General features: G+C 61.9%; 23 protein-coding genes. 13 read left to right on the plus strand and 10 right to left on the minus strand.

What is annotated here, in order from left to right:
• The first annotated feature begins 3 nt into the window (after nucleotides 1–3).
• From PB2503_RS12290 to PB2503_RS12310, 5 genes are all read left to right on the plus strand, one after another.
• On the plus strand, nucleotides 4–1,332 hold the full coding sequence (locus PB2503_RS12290; protein WP_013301576.1) for a sugar transferase: 1,329 nt from the start codon (nucleotides 4–6) through the stop codon (nucleotides 1,330–1,332).
• A gap of 220 nt (nucleotides 1,333–1,552) precedes the next feature.
• Nucleotides 1,553–1,969, plus strand: coding sequence for a hypothetical protein (locus tag PB2503_RS12295; protein ID WP_013301577.1), 417 nt, complete (start codon nucleotides 1,553–1,555; stop codon nucleotides 1,967–1,969).
• Nucleotides 1,970–2,331: 362 nt separating this feature from the next.
• Entirely contained in the window at nucleotides 2,332–5,124 is a 2,793-nt protein-coding gene (locus tag PB2503_RS12300; protein ID WP_013301578.1) for an intermembrane phospholipid transport YdbH family protein, read from the plus strand.
• Nucleotides 5,125–5,183: 59 nt separating this feature from the next.
• Nucleotides 5,184–5,390, plus strand: a complete 207-nt coding sequence (locus tag PB2503_RS12305) for a YnbE family lipoprotein (RefSeq protein WP_013301579.1) — start codon at nucleotides 5,184–5,186, stop codon at nucleotides 5,388–5,390.
• Nucleotides 5,391–5,403: 13 nt separating this feature from the next.
• The gene (locus PB2503_RS12310) at nucleotides 5,404–5,751 is read left to right on the plus strand and encodes a YdbL family probable chaperone protein (RefSeq protein ID WP_013301580.1); all 348 of its coding nucleotides are present in this window, start codon (nucleotides 5,404–5,406) and stop codon (nucleotides 5,749–5,751) included.
• 82 nt (nucleotides 5,752–5,833) lie between these two features.
• Here the strand turns inward: PB2503_RS12310 and PB2503_RS12315 are convergent, their stop codons facing one another.
• Both PB2503_RS12315 and PB2503_RS12320 read right to left on the minus strand, forming a co-directional pair.
• Nucleotides 5,834–8,338 carry a DUF3772 domain-containing protein gene (locus PB2503_RS12315; RefSeq protein ID WP_013301581.1) on the minus strand — a complete coding sequence of 835 codons (2,505 nt, stop codon included), beginning with the start codon at nucleotides 8,336–8,338 and terminating at the stop codon, nucleotides 5,834–5,836.
• A 5-nt stretch (nucleotides 8,339–8,343) separates the two neighbouring features.
• Nucleotides 8,344–9,342, minus strand: coding sequence for a zinc transporter ZntB (locus PB2503_RS12320; RefSeq protein ID WP_013301582.1), 999 nt, complete (start codon nucleotides 9,340–9,342; stop codon nucleotides 8,344–8,346).
• A gap of 93 nt (nucleotides 9,343–9,435) precedes the next feature.
• Here PB2503_RS12320 and PB2503_RS12325 point away from each other — a divergent pair, with 93 nt between their 5' ends.
• From PB2503_RS12325 to purD, 3 genes are all read left to right on the plus strand, one after another.
• Nucleotides 9,436–10,143 carry an ABC transporter ATP-binding protein gene (locus PB2503_RS12325; protein WP_013301583.1) on the plus strand — a complete coding sequence of 236 codons (708 nt, stop codon included), beginning with the start codon at nucleotides 9,436–9,438 and terminating at the stop codon, nucleotides 10,141–10,143.
• A complete protein-coding gene (locus tag PB2503_RS12330; RefSeq protein ID WP_013301584.1) occupies nucleotides 10,143–11,432 on the plus strand; it encodes an ABC transporter permease in 1,290 nt (429 codons plus the stop codon). Before PB2503_RS12325 ends, PB2503_RS12330 begins: the two co-directional genes overlap by 1 nt.
• Nucleotides 11,433–11,521: 89 nt before the next feature.
• Nucleotides 11,522–12,766: a phosphoribosylamine--glycine ligase gene (purD, locus tag PB2503_RS12335; RefSeq protein ID WP_013301585.1), complete on the plus strand. Its 1,245-nt coding sequence runs from the start codon at nucleotides 11,522–11,524 to the stop codon at nucleotides 12,764–12,766.
• Between the two features lie 9 nt (nucleotides 12,767–12,775).
• Here the strand turns inward: purD and pdxH are convergent, their stop codons facing one another.
• Nucleotides 12,776–13,459 carry a pyridoxamine 5'-phosphate oxidase gene (gene pdxH, locus PB2503_RS12340; protein WP_013301586.1) on the minus strand — a complete coding sequence of 228 codons (684 nt, stop codon included), beginning with the start codon at nucleotides 13,457–13,459 and terminating at the stop codon, nucleotides 12,776–12,778.
• Between the two features lie 47 nt (nucleotides 13,460–13,506).
• Here pdxH and aroC point away from each other — a divergent pair, with 47 nt between their 5' ends.
• Nucleotides 13,507–14,628: a chorismate synthase gene (gene aroC, locus PB2503_RS12345; protein WP_041535691.1), complete on the plus strand. Its 1,122-nt coding sequence runs from the start codon at nucleotides 13,507–13,509 to the stop codon at nucleotides 14,626–14,628.
• 154 nt (nucleotides 14,629–14,782) lie between these two features.
• Nucleotides 14,783–15,133: a DUF1428 domain-containing protein gene (locus PB2503_RS12350; RefSeq protein WP_013301588.1), complete on the plus strand. Its 351-nt coding sequence runs from the start codon at nucleotides 14,783–14,785 to the stop codon at nucleotides 15,131–15,133.
• 131 nt (nucleotides 15,134–15,264) lie between these two features.
• On the opposite strand, the gene PB2503_RS12355 is transcribed toward PB2503_RS12350, so the two are convergent.
• The 4 genes from PB2503_RS12355 to PB2503_RS12370 are packed head-to-tail and all read right to left on the minus strand — an operon-like array spanning nucleotide 15,265 to nucleotide 17,667.
• A complete protein-coding gene (locus PB2503_RS12355; protein ID WP_013301589.1) occupies nucleotides 15,265–15,705 on the minus strand; it encodes a DUF1178 family protein in 441 nt (146 codons plus the stop codon).
• Nucleotides 15,702–16,550 carry a carbon-nitrogen hydrolase family protein gene (locus PB2503_RS12360; protein WP_013301590.1) on the minus strand — a complete coding sequence of 283 codons (849 nt, stop codon included), beginning with the start codon at nucleotides 16,548–16,550 and terminating at the stop codon, nucleotides 15,702–15,704. The genes PB2503_RS12355 and PB2503_RS12360 overlap by 4 nt, the downstream gene beginning before the upstream one ends.
• Nucleotides 16,540–16,803: a glutaredoxin 3 gene (gene grxC / locus PB2503_RS12365; RefSeq protein ID WP_041535692.1), complete on the minus strand. Its 264-nt coding sequence runs from the start codon at nucleotides 16,801–16,803 to the stop codon at nucleotides 16,540–16,542. Before grxC ends, PB2503_RS12360 begins: the two co-directional genes overlap by 11 nt.
• A 9-nt stretch (nucleotides 16,804–16,812) precedes the next feature.
• On the minus strand, nucleotides 16,813–17,667 hold the full coding sequence (locus PB2503_RS12370; RefSeq protein WP_013301592.1) for a ComF family protein: 855 nt from the start codon (nucleotides 17,665–17,667) through the stop codon (nucleotides 16,813–16,815).
• On the opposite strand from PB2503_RS12370, the gene PB2503_RS12375 reads away from it, so the two are divergent.
• Complete coding sequence (locus tag PB2503_RS12375; protein WP_013301593.1) at nucleotides 17,653–18,516, plus strand: class I SAM-dependent methyltransferase; 864 nt, start codon at nucleotides 17,653–17,655, stop codon at nucleotides 18,514–18,516. The genes PB2503_RS12370 and PB2503_RS12375 overlap by 15 nt on opposite strands.
• Nucleotides 18,517–18,526: 10 nt before the next feature.
• On the opposite strand, the gene PB2503_RS14420 is transcribed toward PB2503_RS12375, so the two are convergent.
• The 3 genes from PB2503_RS14420 to PB2503_RS12385 are packed head-to-tail and all read right to left on the minus strand — an operon-like array spanning nucleotide 18,527 to nucleotide 20,116.
• On the minus strand, nucleotides 18,527–18,712 hold the full coding sequence (locus PB2503_RS14420) for a Flp family type IVb pilin (RefSeq protein ID WP_238525778.1): 186 nt from the start codon (nucleotides 18,710–18,712) through the stop codon (nucleotides 18,527–18,529).
• 23 nt (nucleotides 18,713–18,735) lie between these two features.
• Nucleotides 18,736–19,122, minus strand: a complete 387-nt coding sequence (locus PB2503_RS12380) for a (deoxy)nucleoside triphosphate pyrophosphohydrolase (RefSeq protein WP_013301595.1) — start codon at nucleotides 19,120–19,122, stop codon at nucleotides 18,736–18,738.
• Nucleotides 19,123–19,135: 13 nt separating this feature from the next.
• Nucleotides 19,136–20,116 carry a peptidylprolyl isomerase gene (locus PB2503_RS12385; RefSeq protein WP_013301596.1) on the minus strand — a complete coding sequence of 327 codons (981 nt, stop codon included), beginning with the start codon at nucleotides 20,114–20,116 and terminating at the stop codon, nucleotides 19,136–19,138.
• Nucleotides 20,117–20,304: 188 nt separating this feature from the next.
• Between PB2503_RS12385 and secA the strand changes: the two genes are divergently transcribed.
• Both secA and cysK read left to right on the plus strand, forming a co-directional pair.
• Nucleotides 20,305–23,262, plus strand: a complete 2,958-nt coding sequence (secA, locus tag PB2503_RS12390) for a preprotein translocase subunit SecA (RefSeq protein ID WP_049782012.1) — start codon at nucleotides 20,305–20,307, stop codon at nucleotides 23,260–23,262.
• A gap of 89 nt (nucleotides 23,263–23,351) precedes the next feature.
• Nucleotides 23,352–24,407 (plus strand): cysteine synthase A, encoded by a 1,056-nt coding sequence (gene cysK, locus PB2503_RS12395; protein WP_013301598.1) that lies wholly within the window; start codon nucleotides 23,352–23,354, stop codon nucleotides 24,405–24,407.
• The last annotated feature ends 22 nt before the right edge of the window (nucleotides 24,408–24,429 follow it).

The following is a 24,429-nucleotide window of genomic DNA, read 5'->3' on the forward strand; positions in this document are numbered from 1 at the left end:
CGAATGATCGCTTACGATACGACTTTTTTCTCGAGTACGGTCGATCGGCATTGGCGTCGTCAGGTTCTCCTGCAGCTCACGCGTATCCGCTATCAATTGCTCGGCGGCGCGATCTTCGGGCTGCTCGTGCCCTTCCTGGTGGCTGCTAATCTCTATATCGACGACATCGACAAACTGCCGGCCTATCTGGCGAGCCCCGTGACAAAGACCTCGATCAGCGCGGGCGTCGCGGCGCTGCTGATGGGATTTTTGATCCTCCGCAAAACGGCCTCCCTCCCCGGCTCTGAGGCGATCATCAATGTGGTCCCCTCTTTCGTGATGTCATTTTGCGCCGGTTTCCTGGTGCTGTTTGCCCTGCGCCTGGAATACAGCCAGCCCTTTCTCGCCTCGAGCGCGGTGGGGACAACGGTGTGGTTTCTTGTGTCCAATATCCTGATCGAGCGCGCCCATCACATGACCTTTGGGGTGATCCCAGGGGGCAGGGCCGATGATCTTTCGGAAATCACCTCCGTCACGGCATTGCCTCTACGATCCATCAAGGAAGCGGAAGCCAAGCCGAGCATCCCGCTGGTGGCGGATTTTCGGTCCGATACCCTGTCAGAGGATTGGGAGCGGTACATCGCCGAACAGGCGATCCAGGGGCGCGCGGTCTATAATGCCAAGCAATTGGTCGAATCGCTCGAGGGGCGCGTCCAGATTGATCACCTCTCGGAGAACAGTTTCGGCCAGATCGGTCTCGACCTCATCTATCGTCGGTCGAAACGCGGGTTGGACGGGCTTGTCTCTCTGGCGCTGCTGATCGGCCTGTCACCGCTTCTTCTCATTGTGGCGATGTTGATCCGCCTCGACAGTCCCGGCCCCGCCATTTTCAAGCAGACCCGGATGGGATTTCGCGGCAAGCCCTTCACCGTCTACAAGTTTCGATCGATGCATGTTCAGTCGACCGCCGACCGCCTGTCGGACATGACCCAATCCGACGATGACCGAATCACGCGCATCGGCCATATCCTACGGCGCCTGCGAATCGACGAGCTGCCGCAAATGGTCAATGTCCTTCGAGGGGAGATGAGCTGGATCGGTCCGCGGCCTGAGACCCTCAATCTCTCTGAATGGTACGAATCAGAAATTCCTTTCTACCGTATTCGGCACGCGGTTCGGCCCGGCATTACCGGCTGGGCCCAGGTGCAACAGGGGCACGTTACAAGCGTCGAGGACGTGCGGCGGAAGCTTGAGTTCGATCTCTTCTACGTCAAGCATTTCTCACTATGGCTCGATATTGTGATTGTGATTCATACAATTGGAGTCATTTTGACTCGCAAGGGCGCCCGCTAACGGCGCCCAAGCCCTTCATCGCCCATTCGGCCAAAAAATGCTGCATCGCCCCGGGAACCGGTTTCGCCGTTGACTCATTAGGCATGACAAGGAATGCTCAATCTCACTTGATCGCTAGAGTGGGTGTTGTGTTCGGAAAGATCGCCAGTTTTAGGATTGGCACGGTTTACAACTCGGGCGTTCTTGAGTATGTCTCAATTCGGTCTTACGGGGTTCCATTATGATGACTAAAAAACTGATTTCCGCTTCCATCGCGGGTGCTACTCTCTTCGCTACGGCTGTTGCTGCTCCGGTTGGCACGGCTGTCGTCGAAGGTGACGCGCTCGTCCTCCGCGCGAACGAAACCGTCGCGCTTTCCAACGGCGCCGACGTGTTCGCTAACGATCGCGTGATCGCGCAAAACGGTTCTGCTTCCATCTCTGCGTTCGGCTGCACCGCCGTCCTCGAGCAAGGCATGTCCGTCACCGTTTCCGCTGATATGTGCGACGCACAGCCGGTCAGCCTCGGTGCCGCTCAAATGGAAGCTCCTGGTCTTCCGACGATTGCCGTCGCGACCCTGATGCTCGCCACTCCGGCGATCGTTGCCGCGGCCGTCGATGACGACGACGACGACGATGAAGAAGTTAGCCCTGAGTAAGGGAAACTCCTTGTGAGTTGAAAGGCCGCTCTCTGAGCGGCCTTTTTTCGTTGAGGCGGGGATCCCTTTTGGGTCTAGGGTGGTTGATGGTGCCCTGCCCCGTACGTGCCCCCTGCCGCCGCTTAGCTGCGCTGTCATCGCCGCGGATCTTCATCGCTGGGCCTTAACGGCGCGAGGGCTTTGGGCGCCGCAAAGCCTGCCCTGAGCGCTTGGCCATGGACTGCGGGCCGGGGGGACAGGACAGGGGCCGCCCGTATTAAGGCTCCCCCCCTCCGGGCCGGGGGCCTCGTTTTTTGACCAGCGCGTCGCCTCAAGCTCTCCTTTATCCGCGACGCCTGCGATCGCCTCAGCTATCGTGACCTATGCGCGCTGTTCTTGCCCTTCTCTCGCGCCCTTTTGCCATTCTGGCCCAGCTCTTCATGGCAGTCGTGATTGCCCGCGCTCCCCTGACAGAGCAGCTGGTTTCCGAAGCGTTGCACCAGCGCGGCCTCACTGACCTTGAGCTTGACATCCATCGCCTCGCGCTCACGGGGGCTGATTTCGTCGTGGATGCCCCGCCTGGCAGCGGCATCCCACGGGGAACATTATCAGTGGTGTACGATCCCGCCGACGTCCTTTTCTCACGCCGGGTCGACCGCGTGCACCTCGACAAGGCAGCCGTCACCCTCTCGTTGGACAGCCGCGGACGACCACAGCTTCCTTCCATAAAGAGGGGTGAAGGCAGTCAGCGTTTTACCTTGGCGGCGCTGCCCTTTGAGGAATTCGTCATCAGCGACTCGACCTTCCTCGTGGAGACGCCAGAGGGCCTGCTTCGAACCCAACTCGACGCACGCTTCACACAGCAGGCGGGGCTCACCCTTGACGCCAATATCGTGAGCGAGGGCGCAGGGCTTACCCCTCGAATTACCAGTGACGGCAGTCTAACACTCAGTGTTGAAGCCCCAAGAGAAGCGCCCTTGAGGGCCGTCTATTCCTTCGCGGGCGATGTCGCGGTCGCCGACCATGCCCTCTCTTCGCTCATCGCCGAGGGGGAGGTGACCCTTTCCGCCTGGGAGGAGACCTTGCTGCTCCCCACAGAGGCGGACCTGAGCGGCACGGTGGAAATTGTCTCCGGGGTCCTTCACCTCGGCGAGCGTTTCGGCGTGGGGGCGGGTGCCCCTCTCTTGATGGGCGAGGCCGCGGCGAGCGCCCCCTTGGCGGTGAGCGGCACCCTTGACGCGCGCTATGAGGACGGACGGGTGACCCTCTCGACCGTTGCCCCCCCTGCCCTGCGTCTTGCGGGGATAGAGGGCGCATCGGTTACGGTCCTGCCGCGGGGGGAGGCCATCCCCCTCGCCCAGTTCGGCCCCAACGGAATGGCGGTTTCGGTGCGCATGGCGGTGGCCTCCCCCACCGGCGAAGGAGAATTCACTCTTGCGACGCGCCCCGAGGTGCCGGACGACATCGCCTTCACGGCCGACCTGGCCGATCTCCACCTCGCCGGCCTTTCCGCCGCCGCCTTGCGGGCTGAGGGCCATTTCACGCCGAAGGACCGTCGAGGGGTCGTCAATCTCATCACCAGCGGCGCCGGCACCCGGCTTGGCCCCCTTCACCTCGATGACCTGACGCTCACCGGCTCATTGGCCGCCCTCCTGCCCGAGGAGGGCGGCTATGAAGTGGCGATCCCCGAAGCGGCACAATTGAGGGTTGAGCAGGGGCGCCTCTCCACCGACCAAACGACCTTTACCCTCAACGGCGGAACGATCCTTCCCGCCGCTTCGGCCTTGGTGAAGACGACGGGAGGCAAAGCGCCGCTGAGAGTGGCAGCCCGCGCACGGTCATGGTCCCTCACGGCCCAAGCGGGCCAAACAAAAATGGCGGTCAACTCACTCGACACGGATCTTTCTGTGATCCGGGAGCTGAGCGGGACAACAATCGACGCCGAGATTGGCGGAGGAGCCGGGACCGTCAACCGTGCGCTGACCTTCGATCGCCTCAAAGGAGCTGTGGCCCTCACCTTGCCCGCAAGCGGCGCGGCAAAAGGAACCGCGCGCCTTGATCGGCTTATTCTGGGGGAAGCGCGCCAGATCAGGCGGGTGAATGACATTGCCGGCCGCGGCCATCTTCGTCTGGCCCACGATCAGGTGCGCTTCGATATCGATGTCACCACCCCGGCCGGGCAACCGCTCGGCACGCTCGAAGGCCACCATCGCCTCGCCGGTAACCAGGGCCGCGCGGATTTTAGCAGCGGCCCTCTCCGCTTTGAGCCCAGTGGATTGCAACCGGCCGGTCTTGTGCCTGCGCTGTCGGGGATTATCGGCCCCACCACGGGGACCGCCACCGTCACGGCAGGGGCCGCCTGGGGAGATGGCCTTCGGACGAACGCCGAAGTCAGTCTTGATCGGCTGACCTTTCAAGGGCCGGGGGTCGCGGTGAAATCAACCCGTGACGTCAATGGCGTCCTTGTGTTCGATCAACTCTTCCCCCCACGGACCCCGGAGACCCAGACCCTTAAGATCGGGATGTTAGACATCTACGCCCTCGATCTGGAGGAGGGCGAGGTCAGCTTCCGCCTGCCCGGCGATCAGTCGGTGATTGTCGAGCGCGCCGTCTTTCCGTGGTTCGGCGGCGCCGTGTCCGTTGAAGAGAGCAGATTGGCCTTTGACGGGTCCGCCCGAGCGGTTTTGAAAGCCAGCGACCTCGATCTTGGACTGATATTGGCCTTTGCAGATATCGAGGGATTGACGGGGACAGGACGGTTGAGCGGGACCCTCCCCCTCGATATCGAGCGCCTCAATGTGCGGCTCGATGACGGGGTCTTGAGGTCGACCGAGCCCGGCACCATTCGCTATAGCGGGCCCGCTCAATCCTTAGGGGACACGAATCGTAGCGCCCGGCTCGCCTTCGATGTGCTTGAGAATTTGCGCTATGACGCCCTTAGCGTTCGTCTCAACGGCCCCCTCGACGGCGATGTCGATTTCAATTTCTCCTTCGAAGGGTTGGGCGATATCCGCATTGATGACCCGCGCGTGCGCGAAGAAGTGACGACCCCCGTAAAGCTCAATGCCGCCATCGAAGTGCCGCTTCTGTCGCTGATCGAGCAAGCGCGCTTGTCCGTCACCCCCGAGCTTCAGATCCAGCGGTTCCGCACTGAAAGCGCCGCGCCGCCCGAATAGAACGACAGATGTTTCCCCGCTGCCTCAATCCTGTCATGGTAGGGGTCTAACGAGTGGTGATGTCGCGCATGATTCCTTCTCCCTACCGCCCTCTGGCCCTGGCAGCCGCTCTCATCAGCGCGCTTTCCGCGTGCGCCACCGTCAGAGTGGAGGCACCGGACGAGCCCATTGAGATCAACCTCAATATTAAGATCGAGCAGGAGGTTCGCGTTCGCCTGGAACGCGATGTCGAAGAGCTGATCGCGCAAAACCCCGACCTGTTCTGACGGAGTAGTCCATATGACTTTTTCCCGCCGCCTATTCGGCGCCTGTGCCGCGATCCTGGTCACCCTCGGGGCCGCCCATGCCGCGCCGCCCATTATCGAGGAGGCGAAGGCGAACTGCGTCGTTGGGGAGCGGATCGACGGCTATCTTGGCATTGTCGACGGCGCCGCCGCCAACGATGCCCTGCGCCGAGAGGTGCGTGTCATCAATCAACAGCGCAGCGCGGCCTATGATAATCTGGCCTCAAAGAACGGCGTGACGGTTGCGGTTGCCGCCAAGGCCACCGCCGAGCGCGTGATCAACGGGGCGCCTTCTGGACATTGTGTCCAGAACGAAAGCGGTGAATGGATCCGCGTCCCCTGAGACAGCCCGGCCCTTTTTGGGGGAGGTAGGGAGCAACCCCAATTTTCGCTTTTGGGTCCCCTTTGCGCGCAGTGACATGTGCTCACCGGGGGGCATCCCCCAGACCATCGGGATCGGCATCGGGGGCACCTGAGGGATCCGCCGCCGATTGCGGTTGAGCCAGGGGAGACCGACGGGGGAGCCCCGCCTCCTCAACTGTCGCTGACGAGGCCGTCGACGACGACCCGGCAAGACCCGATCGGATATGCAGATCCCGTTGTGGAAAGGGAATTTCGATTCCCGCCTCCTTGAACGCCCGCCAGATCGACACGCGCAGACGGGTTCTTATGCCCAAGGAGAGGCCAATATCCCGCACATAGGCCCGCAATTGGAGATTTTGCGAGTTATCGCCGAAATCGTCGAAATAGACGTAATATGGCGGATAACTCAGGACATCGGGATCGTCCTTCGCCACTTTCATCAACACATCGATCGCAACTTGCGGGTCGAGATCATAGGAAATCCCGACCGGCAGGACGATTCGCCCTAATTTGTTCTTATGCGTCCAGTTCGTGACCGCCGAGGAAATCAACTCCGCATTCGGTACGATGACTGAAGACTTATCAAAGGTCTCGATGATGGTGGAGCGGACCGAAATCCGCTGAACGATCCCTTCACCAGAGGAGGTCACGATCCAGTCACCGACCTTGATCGGCCGCTCGAAAAGCAAAATCAGTCCAGAAACGAAATTATTGACGATCGATTGGAGGCCAAAGCCGATCCCCACCGACAGGGCCCCGGCGATGATGGCAAGGCTGGAGAGGTTAAACCCGAGCGTGCCGACCCCCACCATCACGGCAATCAATAAGCCGACATATCCGATCAGAGTCTTGAGAGAATTCTGTACCCCCGGGTCGATCCCCGCCTTGGGAAAGATCTGACGGTCGACCACCCGTTGCGCGGTACGGGTCACGATCATGACGAAGGCCGTCAGAGTGATCGCAAGAAGTATCTTGGCGAAGCTGATCCGTATTGGCCCGACCTGGAACCCTAAAAAGGCATCGGTCACCCCTCCCCGGACATCGGACCATGCCGCCCCCAAAATCAACAACGCCGGAGGGATGAAGATCAGGAGGCACAGCACATCGATCGCAACCCCGATCCAATAGGTGGTCAGCGGAGAGGACGCCGTCTCCCCGTCTTTCTCCCTAAGCTCTTCAGCCTGCTGACTACGGAAATTCGCATCGACCAGGCGGACCCCCTCCCTGAACAGGGCACGGAGGAACCAGATAATGCTCCCAAGGCCGAGAAGGTAGAACAGCCGTGTCATCAGGTAATGGCCGAGCGACACATTACCGACCAACGCAGCCAACACCGCGATGCAGGCAAGGACCCGTCCTGAAAACCGTATCCGTCCCCAAGGGAAGCGATTGCTGTCCTGTGTTGGATCCGTCGGGACGGGGACGCCTTCTGCGGCAGCCTCCCCCTTGGTCGTCCACAAGGATTTGAAGGACAATCCGGCGAGAACCAACGCCAGTAGCAGCGTCGTCAGCGCCTTGATCTGGATGATCAGGGCCGATGAAGTGGCGAACAGATCGGCGCCGCGCAACACCACTTGATCGAGACCGAGGAAAAGAACGGCAAGGATCAGGAGCAGCCTGACCGCCCTTGCCTGACTGGTGGCCAAGGGAACAATCCGCCATTTCGGCGCGAGGGGGGCGAACACGCCGACAGCGGCCCCCTCGACGAACAGGACACCGAGAAAGGTGAACCAAATCGCCTGGGCGAGGGGATAGCTCTGTGTCGAGACGGCCCCATTGGCCCGCAAGGTTTCGAGTAAGATGACCCCCCCTAACAGACCGGGCAATAAGCGAACCACGGTCCGCGCCGCCGCGACCAGCACCTTGCGCGAGGGGAGCGGCTCATAGGGCTCGAGCCGGTGCGCGAGGAAATTGGCCAGCCACCCCCTTACGGGAATCCACAGAGCGACGGCGAGCGCCACAGCGAGAGCCAGGGAAAGGAAAAGACCTGTGGTGGCGTTCTCTGCCTTCTTTTGCTCCCAATAGCTTGCGAGGGCCGCGGCATAGCGGCGAAACCCCAAGGCGGATGTTTCCGCCGCCTCACCGAGAAGTGCGGGTTGCAGCGGGCTTGGTCCACGGGCGGACAGATCCTCAAAGAACTGGCTCCGTCGTAAATTGGCGATCTCAATCGCCAGGCGTTGGGCCTCGGCGATATTGAGGGCAATCTGCGCTTTGACGGCTTCGGCAGAAGTGAGCTCCGTCGTCAGCCGGGACCGTTCCTCAGCGATCGCCGGGGCCTCGGTTTCTCCCTCCTCCGGGCGCGGACCAAGACGATTGAGGTCGCTATTGATCTGCGCGATCTCGGTTTCGATAGGGACTTGCGCCGCCTCCGCTGCCCGGCGCAGGGTGCGAATCTCCTCCCGCAGATCAATGAGATTTACATCTGAGCCGTTTAAGCTGCCGGCGATCTGTTCAAGCCGGCTACGCCGATCCTCGACCGTCTGCTCATCGGTCGATTGAGCCGCTGAGATGGAAGAGAAACCGGCGAAGATCGCCAACAACACGGCGATGAAAACGGGGAGACGCATTGACCTTAGAGCCATTTGAGAGAGCGGAAATAAAGAATGAGGCCCCCGCCTATGGCGACCGAGAGGGCACACACAAGGGGAAACCCAAGAGCACTGTTCGCCAGAGGGATGCCGCCGACATTGATGCCTAAAAGGCCGGTCAGAAAGCCAAGCGGCAGGAAGATTGCCGCGACGATGGAGAGGATCATCATATTGCGGTTCATCTCTTCCGCGCGGCGGTCCGCCAACTGATCGGAAATAACGCCTGCGCGCTCCCGTATCGCGTCGAGTTCCTCCACCATGCGCGTGATCCGCTCAACGCTTTCCCGGATCGAAATACGATTGTCTCTGTCGAGGAAGTCCACATTATCCGCATCAAGACGGAACAAGGCCTCTCGCTGCGGCGCGATATAGCGTCGAAGACCGATTGCCGCCCGGCGGATCTCCGCCACATCCTGGCGAAGGCCGGTGACCTCATCGAGACTGCGATCCTCAAGCTCATCGACCTCGTCGGCCAGGTCGCCGATGACGACATCCATGCGTTCGGTCAGCCCCTCGGCCAGTTTGACCACGAAACTCGCCACATCCGTCGGGCCTCGACCATCCTCGATGGCCTCGCGCAACCCGACAATGGCCATCAAGCGGCGTATGCGGCAGGACAGGACCAATCCGTCTTTGATGAACATGCGGATCGAGACCATGTCCTCGGGATCGCTGCCGGGGTTGAGGTTCACCCCGCGCAAAATCACCAACAACCCGTCGTCATGGGGGGTGACCCGAGGGCGGGTGTCCTCCGCCCTTAACGCCCGCGCCACGGTCAGGTCGGTGAGATCGAGGATCAGCGCCTCGGAGTCGGGGTGCCGGATATCCACATGGATCCAGCGATAAGCAGCCCCCGCCGAAAGGGGCGATTTGACGTCTTTCTCGGCAACGCGGCGGCCCGTCCCATCGGGGAAGACGTCGAAGAGATAGAGACACACCCCTGTGGGCAGAGGGTCGTCCGTGGAAGAGAGCGCAGTGGTCATGATCGCGCGTCTAGCCGATTTTTATCGCCCGGGGAGTCATTGCCTCCCCGACTTTCAGAACAGTATGGTGATGCCGGAAAAGGATCTGCAACCATGGACAATGCCATCGACCTTCAGGGCATTCGGTTCGGGTATCGCCGGGCGCAGACACCGCTCCTTGTCGTTGACTCCTTCGCCGTGAAGGCAGGGGAAAAGGTCCTCCTCGAAGGGCCGAGTGGATCGGGCAAGTCGACGCTTTTGGGGGTGATTGCCGGCACCCTCGTCCCGCAGCAGGGGACGGTCACAGTGCTCGGGCACCCCCTGACGACCATGTCCGGTCGCCAGCGGGATCGGTTGCGGGCCGATCAACTCGGGGTGATCTTTCAGATGTTCAATTTGATCCCCTATCTCTCCGTCATCGATAATGTTCTTCTGCCGACCCGATTTTCACCCCGGCGGCGACAGGCCGTCCTCAAGACTGCCCCCCTCACATCGGCGGCACGGGACCTCCTTGGCCGACTGGGCCTCGATGACCCGGATCTGCTTCGCCGCGCGGTGAGTGAGTTGAGCGTCGGCCAACAGCAGCGCGTGGCGGCGGCCCGGGCCCTGATCGGTCAGCCCGGCTTGATTATCGCCGACGAGCCGACCTCGGCGCTCGATCCCGTCTCCCAGGATCTCTTTCTGTCCTTGCTCACGGCCGAAACGGAACGCTCCGGCGCCGCCCTTCTCTTCGTGTCCCACGATGATCGGCTGCGGTCCCATTTCGACCGACGGGTTTCCCTCGACAGTCTCTCACCAGCTTCGCATTCGGCGGCTGCGTGATGGCCGGTCTCCTCACGCTCGCGTTTCAAAGCCTGTTGAGCCGCAAGACCGCGGCTCTGTTGTCGGTGATATCGGTTGCGTTGTCCGTGACCCTTTTCCTTGGCGTCGACAAGTTACGCCGCGCCGCGACCGACGGGTTCGAGAGTACAATCAGCGGTACCGATCTGATCGTCGGGCCAAGAGCCGGCGGGGTCAACCTTCTTCTCTATACGGTCTTTCGCGTGGGCGAGCCGACGGGCAGTGTCTCGTGGGAGAGCTATGAGATGTTGCGTGACCAGCCGGGCGTCGCCTGGACGATTCCGCTTTCCCTGGGGGACAGCCATCAGGGGTTTCGGGTCGTCGGCACGGACAGGTCCTATCTCGACCACTACCAATATGGCGCGGGCAGGCACCTTAGTCTTGCGGCCGGCGAATGGTTCGACGGCCCCAAAGGGGCCGTCCTCGGGGCAAAGGTCGCCGATCGTCTCGATTACGATCTGGGGACAGAACTCACCGTCTCCCACGGCCTCGTTTCGGCGGGCTTCGCCGAGCATGAGGGACATAAATTTCGGGTGGTGGGGAGTCTCGCTCCCACCGGCACCCCCGTAGACCGCTCGATCCATGTCTCCTTGGCCGGGATTGAGGCGCTGCATGGCGATCCTGGCGCCTCGATCGGAGCGGGGAACACGCATGAGCATGAGCATGAGCATGAGCATGACGGTGTCGCCTCGCCCGGTGATCAAGGCGAGGCCCATCCAGAAGCCCTTTCGGCCTTTCTGGTCGGGCTTGAAAACAGGACCCGCGCCCTCGTCTTACAGCGACAGATCACGACCTATGAAGGTGAGCCCCTCACGGCGGTCCTGCCGGGGCTCGCCCTTAGCCAACTTTGGTCGGTGGTCGGAACGGTGGAGACCGTCTTGTTCGCGATCTCGCTGTTCGTTGTCGGCACCGGCTTTGTCAGCATGATGATTGCCCTACTGACGAGCCTGGCGACGCGGCAACGGGAACTTGCCGTATTGCGCGCGGCGGGGGCAGGCCCCGGCCATATTTTCGGCCTCTTGATCGCTGAAACGGCAACGCTTGCCACCCTCGGCACGCTCATCGGCGCGGGACTGACGGCAACCCTGATCGCGACATTTGGCGAAGGCCTGGCCGCAAGAAACGGTATTCCCCTTGCGGGCCTTGGCGCCTCCCCCACCGATCTTGGCATCGCGCTGGCCGTGATCGGCGTCGGCACGGCCCTTGGCACCATTCCGGCGATGGCCGCCTATCGGCGATCTTTGGCCGATGGGCTGAGCCCCCGGCTTTGATCTTCCCCCGCTGAAAGGCTTGCGGTCCGGCACGCTCCTTCGCTACGGCGCAAGGCCCCTTGCGGGGGAAGAAAGAGAAAGAGACGCCGATGCAGATCCTGCTGGTCGGAAAGGGGGGGCGAGAGCACGCCCTCGCCTGGAAAATCGCGCAAAGCCCCCAGCTGACACGCTTGATCTGCGTGCCCGGCAATCCTGGAATGACGCCCCTCGGGGCGCATCTCGACCTTGCCACCCCGGACATCCCCGCCTTTGCGGCCAAGGAAGGAATTGACCTCGTGGTGGTCGGTCCAGAGGCCCCCCTGGCCGAGGGGTTGGCTGACGCCCTTTCCGACCTCAACATCCCCTGCTTCGGCCCCAACCGGGCCGGCGCGCAGCTTGAGACCTCGAAGTCCTTCGTGAAAGCCTTGGCCGCAGAACAAGGCATTCCCACCGCCCGCGCCGAAACCTTTACCGATGCCGCCGCCGCCCGCGCGGCCCTCGACCGATTTGCCGCGCCTTACGTCATCAAGGCCGATGGCCTCGCGGCGGGCAAGGGCGTGACGATTGCCCCTAATCGTCAGGGGGCGGAGGATGCCATCGACATGGCCTTCGCCGGTCGCTTCGGAGACGCAGGCAAAACCTTGCTGATCGAGGATTTCATGGCGGGGACGGAGATGAGTGTCTTCGCGCTCACCGATGGCGAACGCCTGATGCGCTTTGGTACGGCGCAGGACTGGAAGCGGGCCTATGACGGCGACCGTGGCCCCAATACCGGGGGCATGGGATGCATCTCGCCCTCCCCCCTCGAAACCCCCGCCCTGATGGACCGAATCGAGGACACCATCTTGAGGCCAACCCTTTCGGCCCTCCAACAGCGAGGCATCACCTATCGCGGGGTCCTTTATGCCGGGCTGATGATCACCGAGAACGGCCCGAAATTGATCGAATATAATTGCCGCTTCGGCGACCCCGAATGTCAGCTGCTGATGCGGCGCTTCTCCGGCGATCTGGTCTCCGTCCTTTATGCCGCGGCGACGGGCACGTTGGGGGAGGTGCCGGGGACGTTCTCCCCCGAAGGCGCGGCCAATGTCGTCTATGCGGCCAAGGGCTACCCCGAAACCTATGAGCGGGGGACAGAGATCAAGTCAGTCGACGCTGCCGACCATGTCACCGGCGCCCTCGTCTTTCACGCGGGTACCCGCACCGAGGGCGACCGCCTGCTTGCCGATGGAGGGCGCGTCCTGAATGTGACGGCTACCGGGCAAACCGTCGCCGATGCCGTGGAACGGGCCTATGAGGCCATTGGCCGGATTGACTGGCCCGAAGGCTTTTATCGCCGGGACATCGGCTGCTAGGCCCCCGCCTCACGGATAAAGGCGCGACGTCTCCCACCCCTCCCCCTCGCGGCGGAAGACGAGACGATCATGCAACCGATAGGGGCGATTGACCCAAAACTCGATATCCTGGGGAAGGACCCGATAGCCGCTCCAATGGGGCGGCCGGGGGATGTCCTCCCCCGAGAAGCGTTCGGTCAGATCCGCGATCCGGGAGGTCAAATCGCCCTCCCCGTCCATGATCTGGGATTGCGTCGACGCCCAGGCCCCAATTTGCGATCCCCGGCTGCGCTCAGCGAAATAGGCATCGGCCTCCCCCACCGACACCGGCGCCACAGGACCGCGCACCCGCACCTGGCGGCGGATCGATTTCCAGTGAAAACAGAGCGCCGCCTGGGGCCTGTCGGCTAATTGCACCCCCTTGCTCGACTGGAGGTTCGAATAGAAGACAAAGCCGTGATCGACCTCCTTGAGGAGAACGATTCGGACATCTGGGGCGCCGTCGGCCCCGGTGGTGGCGAGGGCCATCGCATTGGGGTCGTTGAGTTCATGCTTGCCTGCCAAGGCCATCCACTCTGCAAAGAGGGCAAAGGGGTCGTCCTGATCGAAGACGGCCCCCTGGTCGGCCTCTTCACCGAAGGCGTCTTGCGCCGCCCGCTCCCGTGCATAATCTTCGTCAGAGGGCGTAGCGGGGATGATGTCGTCTTTGTCCATGGCGGGAAGTATGCCACATGCCCCGCTTCGAAGAGAAGCGAGAGACCATGTCGCATAACAGCTTCGGCCATCTGTTCCGGGTCACCACCTGGGGCGAGAGCCACGGCCCGGCCATTGGCTGTGTCATCGATGGATGTCCCCCCGGCCTGCCCCTGACCGTTGAACGGATCCAAGCCCGCCTCGATCAGCGTCGCCCGGGGACGTCTCGCTTTGTGACCCAACGCCGAGAGCCCGATAAGGTGCAAATCCTCTCCGGCGTGTTCGAGGACGACCGGAGTGACGGCCCCAGGACCACCGGGACCCCCATCTCCCTGATGATCGAAAATGTCGATCAGCGTTCCAAGGATTATTCGTCGATCCGAGACCGCTATCGGCCGGGCCACGCCGACTATACCTATGAGGCGAAATACGGCATTCGGGATTATCGCGGGGGCGGACGGTCGAGTGCGCGGGAAACCGCCTCCCGTGTCGCCGCCGGCGCCGTCGCCTTCACCCTGCTCGAAGCGATGTGTCCGCAGCTGACGATCGAGGCGGCCCTCATCGGCCTTGGGCCCCATAGGATCGACCCCGCGCGGACGAACTGGTCGACCCGTCACGACAATCCCTTTTGGTGTCCCGACCCCGTCGCAGCGCAGGAATGGGAAGGGGTCTTGGATACCATCCGTAAGGAAGGCGATTCGGTCGGGGCCCTGATCGAAGTCAGGGCGAGCGGCGTCCCTGTGGGTCTTGGCGCCCCGATTTACGGAAAAATGGATGCCGACCTCGCGGCGGCGCTAATGTCGATCAATGCGGCCAAAGGGGTTGAGATCGGCGCCGGCTTCGCCATGGCCGACGGACGGGGCAGTGACATGGTCGACACCATGCACCCCGGCCCCGACGGCCCCACCTTCGCGCCGTCAGGGCCCGACAATATCAATGGCGGTGTCCTGGGCGGCATCACCACGGGGCAGGATCTCGTGGCACGGTTGGCGATCAAGCCCACCTCTTCGATCCTCAAGGAAGTCCCCTCCGTCACCAAGGACGGTGACGCCGTTAAGGTCCAAACCAAAGGCCGACACGACCCTTGCGTCGGCATTCGCGGGGTCCCCGTGGCCGAAGCGATGATGGCCCTTGTCCTTGCCGATCATCTCTTGCGGCATCGCGGACAGATTGGCGAAGGCGGCCTCTGACGTCCTCGCGGACGACGGGTGACGACCCGGGAAGCGTTGGCGAAAATCAGACCGCCTTCCGGGCATGGCTTTCGAGGCCGAGGCTTACCTGCAAGAGAGGCTTTCAGCTCCGCGCGTTTCCTCTATCCTGGTTACCAGACGGGGAGAAGAGGCCATGACCTATTATGATTTCGCGGTGACTGCCGTGCCTGCCGCCAATCGCGAGGCCTATGTTGAGCATGCCAAAGAATTTGCAACGATCGCTGCGGCGTTTGGTCCGCTCGCCATCAAGGAATGTTGGGGAACGGACGTGCCGGAGGGGAAGATCACGTCCTTCCCTTTAGCGGTTCAATGCAAGGAAGACGAGATTGTCTGTGTATCGATGATCGCTTGGGAATCGAAGGCGGCGCGGGACGCGGCTTGGGGGAAAATGATGGAGGACCCGCGGATGCAATCCATGGCGCCCCCCTTCGACGGGTCACGAATGATCTTTGGGGGCTTTGAGGAGATTTTCTCGGCTCAATAATCAGATCGTCAGCGCGGTCTGGTCCCGTTTCTTCCTCGGCACAGATGGGCGCGAAGGCCCCCTCCCAAGGGACGCTTTCCTTAGAGGACACTCCCACCAGAACAGCCGCCCTCTGGCGTAGCAAACCGGTCTTAGTTGAGCTTCTTCTTTGCCGTTTCGGCGGGAGGATCAGGGGCAGGCAGCGGCGCGATATTGACCCCCTCCTCCGTCAGCTCCTTGACCTCATCGGGGGTCGCCACGCCGTAAATGCCGCGCTCCTCTGACTCGCCATAATGAATTTTGCGCGCTTCTTCGGGAAAGCGCTTGCCCACATTGTCGAAGTTCTTTTCGACATAGGCCCGCGCCTTCCGGGCCGCCTCCCGCATGGCGGAAATGGCCTCGACGGTCCGCGCCGCCTCCTTCCGGCGGCCCGTGGCAATGGCGGGGGCCATGATGTCTTTCGAAATGCCCGACGTGTCGCAAACAGGACAGGTCAGCGCGCCCGCAGCAGCCTGGGCATCGTAATCGGCGGAATTCGAGAACCAGCCCTCAAACCGATGGCCGTTCTGACATTTGAGGGCGTATTTAATCATAGATCTGAGATGCGCACAGGAATGTCGTGTTCAAGGGTCAAGCTCGGGATCCGCATTCGGGTCTCATTGACGAGATCAAGGTCGAGATCGGCGACCACCACCCCCGGCTCATCATGGTCGAGGGTGGCAAGAACCTCCCCCGTTGGCGCGACAACGGTCGAATGGCCCCAGGTTGCCCGGCCATCTTCGTGCCGCCCCCCCTGGGCCGGGGCGAGGACATAGGCGGCATTTTCGATGGCACGGGCGCGCAGCAACACCTCCCAATGGGCCTTTCCGGTGGGGACGGTGAACGCGGCGGGGACCGTCAGGATCTCCGCCCCCGCCCGCGCCAAGGCCCGATATAGATGAGGAAAACGGAGATCGTAGCAGATCGACAAACCGATCCGCGTGCCCGCCGCTTCGACCAGGCCCGCCGTCTGGCCCGCCACCATGGTGCGGCTCTCCCGCCAGCTTTCCCCCGTGGGCAGATCGACGTCGAAGAGGTGGATTTTGTCATAGGTAACCCACCGACCGCCGGCCCCAAAAACATAGGCGCGATTGGCAATCTTTGGGGGATCACCGGGCAGCAGCACCGCCATGGAGCCGATCGCGAGGGTCACGCCGAGATCCGTTGCGAGGTCGTGAAAGCGACCGATTTCCTCAAGTGCCGCCTCTTCATCGAGATGGGCGAACAGCCGGGCTTTGTCCCGGTCGAGAACATTGGTCATTTCCGGGGTGACGATCAGGCGCGCACCACGAGATGCCGCCTGCCGAATGAGATGGATCGCTTCATCCACCGACCGGCGACGATCGATCCCCGTGCGCATTTGGACGAGGCCGACGGTGAGGCGGCGTTTATCGGTCACCAGCCAGCTGCCGGTCGAGCTTCCCCTCCTCATTGAGGGCCATTAGATCATCGCATCCCCCCACATGGGTGTCGCCGATAAAGATCTGAGGGAAAGTTCGCGCCCCCCCCGATTTCTCGATCATCTCATTCTTCAGATCGACATTCAGGCCCGCCCGCTTTTCTTCGATCGTCGCCCCTTTTTCTTCGAGGAGACGGCGCGCCCGGGCGCAATAGGGGCACATCGGGGTGGTATACATGATAACACTTTGCATATCGGACATTTACACGGCCCCACCTGGATCGCCTAGCCCCTGCCGGCCAGGGAGCACGCGGGCAAGGGTGACGGCACTGACCGATAGTGCCCCGGCCTGGCGCAGAGGACGCGCACAACTAAGGAGCGTGGCGCCGGTCGTCAGGACATCGTCGACCAGGACGAAGGAACGCCCCCTGATGATGTCGTCATTTTCCCGAACGGCGAAGGCGCCGGACACATGGCGCCGACGTTGATCGGCGCTGGCCGCCTTCTGGCTGGGGGTCGCCTTTATGCGGCGGAGCAGACGATGACGCACCGGACGTCCCGTCACGGCCGCGAGGGCGTCGGCCAGCCGCCCAGCCTGATTATAGCCCCGCTGCCTTAGGCGCCGATGATGAAGCGGAACCGGGATCAAAATGGCTTCGTCAAAGGCAGGAAGAGCCTGAGCGACCCGCGCGAGAAGGCGCCCCGCGACGCGCAGAGAGTCGCTACGGTCGGCATATTTGATGGCGAGGATCAGATCCGCACTCACCTCGTCATAGGCAAGGGGCGCGCGGAAGGCGTCCAATCGATCCTTGCCGACCAGTCGCGGGGCGAGGCCCCCCTCCCCCGTGCAAGGGAGGCATAAAGGCCCGTCACCGACAAGGGTGAAAGGAAAGCCGCATTGTCGGCACCAGGGGGCGGTGAGGTGATCAAGAGACGCCCACCCCGCCGGGGACAGGGTGCCAGGGGACGACACTAAGGTCCCGGTAACGGGACAGGTCGAGGGGAACACCACTTCCCCGACCCTCGCCGCAAGCGCCCGTCCGGGATAGGTCTCCGCCATGCCCCCCCGTTGGTCCCAACGGCTGAGAAAGGATGTGATCTGATGGAGCCCCCTCATCGGCCTATCTTCAACGAAGCGGCACGACGTCGCAAACGGCAACGCGCCGCCGCGGGATTTATCCAGCACGCCTTTCTCCACGATCGGGCGGTGGACGAGGTGGTGGACCGGCTCGAAGCCATTCTGCGACGCTTCGAGGTCGCGGCGATCTGCGGCCCCCATGCAAAGGCGTGCCGGTCCGCCCTCCCCCCCGCCGCCAATGTCGGCCGGGCCGTCACAATCGACGACATTGAGGGGGCTGATCTCCTCGCCGCCCCCGACAAACTCCCCTTGGCTGACGGCAGCGTTGAGCTTGTCGTGTCCTTGATGACCCTCCACGCGGTGAATGATGTCCCCGGTGTGCTGAGAGAAGCCCACCGGGTTCTGGCGCCCGATGGATTGTTCCTCGCGGTCTTCCCCGGTGAGCGGTCCTTGTCGGAATTACGAGAGGCATTGCGGCGCGGTGAAGCCGCCATAACGGGCAGTGTCGCGCCGAGGATCGCCCCCTTCATCGCGGTCAGGGATGGCGGGCGTCTTCTCCAGCAGGCCGGATTTGCTCTGCCCGTGGCCGATGTCGACCATGTACAAGTGGAATATGCACAGTCAGGGCGTCTCTTCGCCGATCTTCGCGGCACCGGGGAAACCAGCGTGCTGCGCGCCGGGCCGAAGGGCGCCTTGCGCCGAGATGTGCTCGCGGCGGCCCTCGCCGCCTATCAAGACATTGCCCCCGCGCCGGACGGGCGAGAGGGCATCGTGGCGACAGCGGATCTTGTCATTTTGACGGGATGGAAACCTCATCCCCGGCAGCAAAAGCCCCTCAAGCCGGGAAGTGCAAAGACGTCCCTCGCCAAATTATTCCCGCAAGAATAAGGACGGGCGCTCAGGTCGTCCCGTCAAATCCCGAGGCGGCGTCATTGAACGCCTTTTGGAGCCGGGTGCCGGTCTCCCCCTGAACGGCGACCACCAGGGCAACGGCAATGATCGCCACGATGAGGCCGTACTCCATCGCTGTGGCCCCCTCCTCATCGCTGAGGAACCATTTCATATATGTGCGTAGTCGTCTCAAACTGCCCCCTTAGCCCTTTGTGATCAGGGGAGGAGGTAGTCCCTCACCTGCGCCGCCAAGGGTCGATCGAGTGGCGGCATATCGAGATCGAGGACATCTTTGGGAAGAACCCATTTTATTTTCTGCCCCTCCTGCGGAGTGGGCGTCCCCGACCATTTTCGACAAAGAAACAACAAGAGAATTAAGGATTGATTGGGATCGAGGGAGAATGAGAAGGGGGCTAGGCAGGTATCGACCGTTTCGACACCGAGTTCTTCCTTCAATTCCCTGACAAGGGCGTCCGCCGGGCGCTCCCCGGCTTCCACCTTGCCCCCCGGAAATTCCCACATCCCCGCCCAGTCCTTGGGCGCCGGGCGGGTACACATCAGGAGGCGCCCATCGCGATCGATCAGCCCCGCCGCCGAGACCAAAATCGGCAGTCCGCTACCAGGTGACAGTGCTCGTCTCCGCTAACGCCAACATGCCGCTGGGGGCAGAAAAATCAGCTTCGACCGTCCGGATCGGCCAGCGGTTGCGGGCCTTGGCAACGGTTTGCGCGAGGGTTTTGCGTTGCAGCTCCGCCATCAAGCGCGGGCGAAGCTCCTCATAGGGCGGGATCTTGACCTCGTTCCGGCTCTCCACAATCAGCAAATACCAGCCCTCCTCGGTTGCGACCGGGGCACTGACCGTGCCGAGGGGGAGCGCTGCCACAGTCTCGCCAATAGGCGTCGGCAATTGGCTGACCCGCGTGGGCGGCAGAAGCCCTGCCGAGGATCGCGTCTCGAAATCGAGGGAGACTCGCCGTGCCATGTCACCGAAGGGAATACCCGTCTGGATCCGCCGCGCCACCGACAGGGCCTCTTTCTCGCTTGAGACGAGGAGCCGCCGCATCACGACGCGACGATCGGCGGCGGCGGCGCGTTGTTCCGCGGCATAGGCGGCCTTGAGGTGAGTTTCGGAGACTTCGCGTTTGATCGCTTGATCGAGATAGGCGCTGGACAGGATACGGCGCCGCGCGAGGGCCAGCTCCGCCTTGATCTCCAGCGTCTCATCAAGGCCCTCACGCTCAGCCAGGGCCGCCAGCGCGACCTGATCGGCCATTTCATCGACGAGCCCGGTCTCGAAGAGGGCAAGGGTCGGCACATTGGCGGTATCGAGAATGTCAGAGATTGCCACCTGCGCTCGAGCATCGGACAGCCGAATCGGTGTCGGCCCGACCTCGGCCAGGATCGGATCGCCGCCTGTCTCGGCAATGTCCGGAGAGGGGGTCGCGAGAGGACCGTCCACCGCCTGCGCCGCAACCCAGAAAATCGTGCCCAGCGCCCCGATGGCTGCCAGGCCGTCCCTAAGGCCAAGGCGGCCCCCCGCTTTGACGCAGAGCTGCGCTGGATAAAAAGAGTTGAGCTTCGGCAAAATCTTAATCATTCCTTTCCATTTGGCCGATGCGCGCAAGAGTCAATAAGCGATAAGGAAACAGGCCCCGCGCCGGTTTGACACTAGAGGGGGGCTTTCTTATCTGTCCGGCACTGCGATGCCGAGCTGACGCCGATTGCCGCGCCCCCTCGCCGCACCGCCTCGATATAGCGCCGTCAACCGAAGCGAGATCGCATTTCATGGCTCAGAAATCATTCGTCCGCCGCCTATTCGGCTCCGCTAATGAGCGCCGGATGAAACCGCTGATGAAGCGGGCCAACGAGATCGACGCCTTGGCCGACCAGATGGCGGCACTCTCCGACGCAGAAATCATCGAGACGACGGAAAAGTTCAAAGCCCGCCACCGCGACGGTGAGACCCTCGACAGCCTGCTCCCCGAAGCCTTTGCGCTGGTGCGAGAGGCGGCGGACCGCGCCTTGGGCCTGCGTCCCTATCCCGTTCAGCTGGCGGGGGGCATGGTCATCCAAGGCGGGAACATCGCCGAGATGAAGACCGGTGAGGGCAAGACCCTCGTGGCCACCCTCCCCGCCTATCTCAACGCCCTGACCGGGAAGGGTGTCCATGTCGTGACGGTCAACGACTATCTCGCCAAACGCGACTCAGAATGGATGGCGAAGGTCTATAACGCCCTCGGCATGACCGTCGGTGCCGTCGTTCATGGCATGGACGATGCCCAACGACAGCAGGCCTATGCCGCGGACATTACCTACGCCACCAATAATCAGCTCGGCTTCGATTACCTCAGGGATAATATGAAGCAGCGGATCGAAGACATGGTGCAGCGGGGCCACCATTTCGCGATCGTTGATGAGGTCGATTCGATCCTGATCGACGAGGCCCGCACGCCGCTGATCATCTCCGGCCCCACCGAAGACAAATCCGACCTCTATAACGCGATCGATGAACTGATCCCCCTATTGGCGGAGGATCACTATGAGGTCGACGAGAAAAACCGCACCATTCAGATGACCGACGATGGCAACGAAGCCATTGAGGAGTTGCTGCGGGAGCGGGACCTTCTCGAAGGGGATCAGCTTTACGAAGCGGCGAATGTCAGCATCGTCCACCATGTGCAGAACGCGCTGCGGGCGCATAAGCTCTTCGTCCGCGACAAGGATTATATCGTACAGCGCGACCAGGTGGTCATCATCGATGAATTCACCGGACGGATGATGGAGGGACGGCGCTGGTCCGATGGGTTGCACCAGGCGGTCGAGGCGAAAGAAAACGTCCGTATCCAACCCGAAAACGTGACCCTCGCCTCGATCACCTTCCAAAACTATTTCCGCCTTTACGAAAAGCTCTCCGGCATGACCGGCACCGCACTGACCGAAGAGGGCGAATTTCAGGAAATCTACGGCCTGTCGGTTTACGAGGTCCCCACCAATCGCCCGATCGCGCGGGAGGATCTGGACGACGAACTCTATATGACGGCGAAGGAAAAATATCGCGCCATCGCCGCGCAAATCGCAGAATGCCATTTGCGCGATCAACCGGTCCTTGTCGGGACGGTTTCGATCGAGAAATCCGAAATTCTCTCCTCCCTCCTCTCCGACAAGCGTTTCTGGAAAGAAACGGCGGCTGTCCTGAGAGAGCGAGCAGCGGCGCTGAAAGAGGGCAAGCACGACGAACTGATCGCCCAGATGACAAAGCAGGCGGACGACCTAGAGGGCTTGGCTCGCAAACCGATCCCTGTGCCCCACAATGTTCTCAATGCCCGCTTTCACGAGCAAGAGGCGGAGATCGTCGCCCAGGCGGGGGTTCCCGGCGCGGTGACCATTGCCACGAACATGGCCGGCCGCGGGACCGATATTCAGCTTGGCGGGTCGGTGGACATGGAGATCATGACCTCGCTTTCCGAGGAGGATGACGCCGAAACCATCGCCCGTAAACGCACAGAGATCGAAGAGAAAATCCGCTCACAGAAAGAACGCGCCCTTGAAGCCGGCGGGCTCTACGTCCTCGCGACGGAACGCCATGAAAGCCGCCGTATCGACAACCAGCTGCGCGGGCGGTCCGGGCGTCAAGGGGACCCTGGCGCGACGAAATTCTTTCTTTCCCTCGATGATGATCTGATGCGGATTTTCGGCTCCGGTATGGAGAAGATGCTCAATCGGTTTGGGATCAAGGAAGATGAGTCGATCGAGCATCCCTGGTTCACCAAGGCCGTCGAAAACGCGCAAAAGAAGATCGAGCAGCGCAATTTCGACATGCGCAAGAACGTCCTCAAATATGATGACGTGATGAACGATCAGCGCCGCGCGATTTTCGAGCAGCGTATCGAGTTCATGAGCGCGACCGATGTGTCCGACATTGTCGGCGATATGCGGGCCACCTTTATCGACGATGTCGTTACCACCTATATTCCGCCCAAATCCTATGCCGAGCAATGGGACACCGAAGGGCTGAGTGAAGAACTTAAGGCCGTCTTTGGGCTTGAACTGCCGGTGGCGGATTGGGCCGCCGAAGAAGGCGTCGCCGATGCGGAAATCCGCGAACGGATTACCGAGGCGGCTCAACAGCGCTGGGCCGCCAAGGAACAGGAATTCGGCGAAGACTTCGTTCGGCAGGTCGAGAAAGAAATCCTGCTTCGGACCATCGATACAAATTGGCGGGAGCATTTGCAGATGCTCGACCACCTGCGGTCCGTCGTCGGGTTGCGGGGAATGGGGCAGCGCGATCCCCTCCACGAATTCAAGACCGAGGCCTTTGCGCTCTTCTCCGGTCTTCTCGAAGACCTTCGGCGGGACGTGACGCGCAATCTGTATCATGTGCAGATCAGGCGGCCGTCGGAAGAGGATCAGCGCTTCGACATCGAAGAGGCCAAACGCCTTTTGGAAAAACTTCAAGCAGAAGGGCGCCTCGACCCCGCCAGCCTGCAAGAGCGCCATATCGATGCCACGACCGGGGAAAACGATGCCGGTCACGGCAATCCCGATGCCCCCCAACGGACCTACGGTCAGGCGATCACTCACCGGACACGGCGGTCAGAGCGGGTCGGTCGGGAAGTCAACGCCGATGATCCGTCCACCTGGGATAAAGTGAGCCGCAACGCCCCCTGCCCCTGTGGATCAGGCAAGAAGTTCAAACATTGCCACGGCGACCCCAAGCGGCAAGCAGGACAAGCCGCCGAATAAGCAGCAGGCGCGATCTTGGCGCAATGACGTCGCCCCTATCGTCCGTTGGCGCCCCGTGCTTCCATCCCGAACCACGAAAGGGAAGACAAATGACAGAGCCACGAGCCGCCCTAGGGCGCCGCTTCCAGTCGATCCTCGAAACAATCGGCGCAACGCCGGTCGTGAAGATCAATCGCCTCAGTCCCGAGGGCGTCGATCTGTTCGTGAAGGCGGAATTCTTCAATCCAGGGGCGTCGGTAAAAGACCGTCTCGCCCTCTCGATTATCGAGCACGGGGAACGTACCGGTGCCCTGAAACCCGGACAGACCGTCATCGAAGCCACTTCGGGCAATACCGGCATCGGTCTTGCGATGGTTTGCGCGGCAAAGGGATACCCCTTCGTCTGTACCATGATCGAAACCTTTTCGATCGAGCGACGCAAGCTGATGCGGTATCTTGGCGCAAAGGTGATCTTGACACCGAAAGAAGAAAAAGGGGTTGGGATGGTCCGTAAGGCAAAGGAACTGGCCGAAGCCAATGGCTGGTTCCTCGCCCGGCAGTTCGAGACCGAGGCCAATGCCGATATCCATGAAAAGACCACCGGACCGGAAATTCTCGCTGATTTTGACGGCCATCGCCTCGATGCCTTCGTAACGGGGTTCGGCACGGGCGGCACTGTCACGGGGGTCGCGCGGGTCCTGCGCCAGCATCGTCCCGACACCAAAATCATCTTGTCCGAACCCGATACGGCGCAAATGCTGGCGAGCGGCACCCCGCAGGAGCGGGCGACGGACGGCAGCGCGGCGGCCACCCATCCCGCCTGGTCCCCCCACCCGATCCAGGGCTGGAGCCCGGATTTCATCCCCCTCGTCCTTCAGGAGAGTATCGACAAGAAGCTCTATGACGCGTTGATCCCGGTCAAAGGAGAGGACGGCATTCACTGGGCCAAGCGGCTGGCCGCCGAGGAAGGCATTTTGACGGGAATTTCCGGTGGATCGACCTTTGCCGTTGCTCACGACCTCGCTCAGCAAGCCGAAATAGGAAGTGCCATTCTCTGCATGCTTCCCGATACCGCAGAACGCTATCTGTCGACCCCGCTCTTCGCTGATATCAGCGCCGAAATGAACGACGAAGAAGTGGCGATCTTCAACGGCCCGATCATCTAACCTGTCGACACCGCGGATGGTC

The organism is Parvularcula bermudensis HTCC2503, from assembly GCF_000152825.2.
GTDB classification, from domain to species: domain Bacteria; phylum Pseudomonadota; class Alphaproteobacteria; order Caulobacterales; family Parvularculaceae; genus Parvularcula; species Parvularcula bermudensis.

Bases quoted from the DNA above. Each gene is read 5' to 3' on its own strand.
- PB2503_RS12320 (WP_013301582.1), bottom strand. From the start codon at position 9,342: ATGACCACTGCGCTCTCTTCCACGGACGACCCTCTGCCCACAGGGGTG.
- cysK (WP_013301598.1), top strand. From the start codon at position 23,352: ATGACAGAGCCACGAGCCGCCCTAGGGCGCCGCTTCCAGTCGATCCTC.
- PB2503_RS12385 (WP_013301596.1), bottom strand. From the start codon at position 20,116: ATGATTAAGATTTTGCCGAAGCTCAACTCTTTTTATCCAGCGCAGCTC.
- purD (WP_013301585.1), top strand. From the start codon at position 11,522: ATGCAGATCCTGCTGGTCGGAAAGGGGGGGCGAGAGCACGCCCTCGCC.
- PB2503_RS12350 (WP_013301588.1), top strand. From the start codon at position 14,783: ATGACCTATTATGATTTCGCGGTGACTGCCGTGCCTGCCGCCAATCGC.
- PB2503_RS12330 (WP_013301584.1), top strand. From the start codon at position 10,143: ATGGCCGGTCTCCTCACGCTCGCGTTTCAAAGCCTGTTGAGCCGCAAG.
- pdxH (WP_013301586.1), bottom strand. From the start codon at position 13,459: ATGGACAAAGACGACATCATCCCCGCTACGCCCTCTGACGAAGATTAT.
- PB2503_RS12305 (WP_013301579.1), top strand. From the start codon at position 5,184: ATGTCGCGCATGATTCCTTCTCCCTACCGCCCTCTGGCCCTGGCAGCC.
- PB2503_RS12375 (WP_013301593.1), top strand. From the start codon at position 17,653: ATGGAGCCCCCTCATCGGCCTATCTTCAACGAAGCGGCACGACGTCGC.
- PB2503_RS12370 (WP_013301592.1), bottom strand. From the start codon at position 17,667: ATGAGGGGGCTCCATCAGATCACATCCTTTCTCAGCCGTTGGGACCAA.
- PB2503_RS12295 (WP_013301577.1), top strand. From the start codon at position 1,553: ATGATGACTAAAAAACTGATTTCCGCTTCCATCGCGGGTGCTACTCTC.
- PB2503_RS12325 (WP_013301583.1), top strand. From the start codon at position 9,436: ATGGACAATGCCATCGACCTTCAGGGCATTCGGTTCGGGTATCGCCGG.
- PB2503_RS12300 (WP_013301578.1), top strand. From the start codon at position 2,332: ATGCGCGCTGTTCTTGCCCTTCTCTCGCGCCCTTTTGCCATTCTGGCC.
- grxC (WP_041535692.1), bottom strand. From the start codon at position 16,803: ATGCAAAGTGTTATCATGTATACCACCCCGATGTGCCCCTATTGCGCC.
- secA (WP_049782012.1), top strand. From the start codon at position 20,305: ATGGCTCAGAAATCATTCGTCCGCCGCCTATTCGGCTCCGCTAATGAG.
- aroC (WP_041535691.1), top strand. From the start codon at position 13,507: ATGTCGCATAACAGCTTCGGCCATCTGTTCCGGGTCACCACCTGGGGC.
- PB2503_RS12355 (WP_013301589.1), bottom strand. From the start codon at position 15,705: ATGATTAAATACGCCCTCAAATGTCAGAACGGCCATCGGTTTGAGGGC.
- PB2503_RS12310 (WP_013301580.1), top strand. From the start codon at position 5,404: ATGACTTTTTCCCGCCGCCTATTCGGCGCCTGTGCCGCGATCCTGGTC.
- PB2503_RS12315 (WP_013301581.1), bottom strand. From the start codon at position 8,338: ATGCGTCTCCCCGTTTTCATCGCCGTGTTGTTGGCGATCTTCGCCGGT.
- PB2503_RS12290 (WP_013301576.1), top strand. From the start codon at position 4: ATGATCGCTTACGATACGACTTTTTTCTCGAGTACGGTCGATCGGCAT.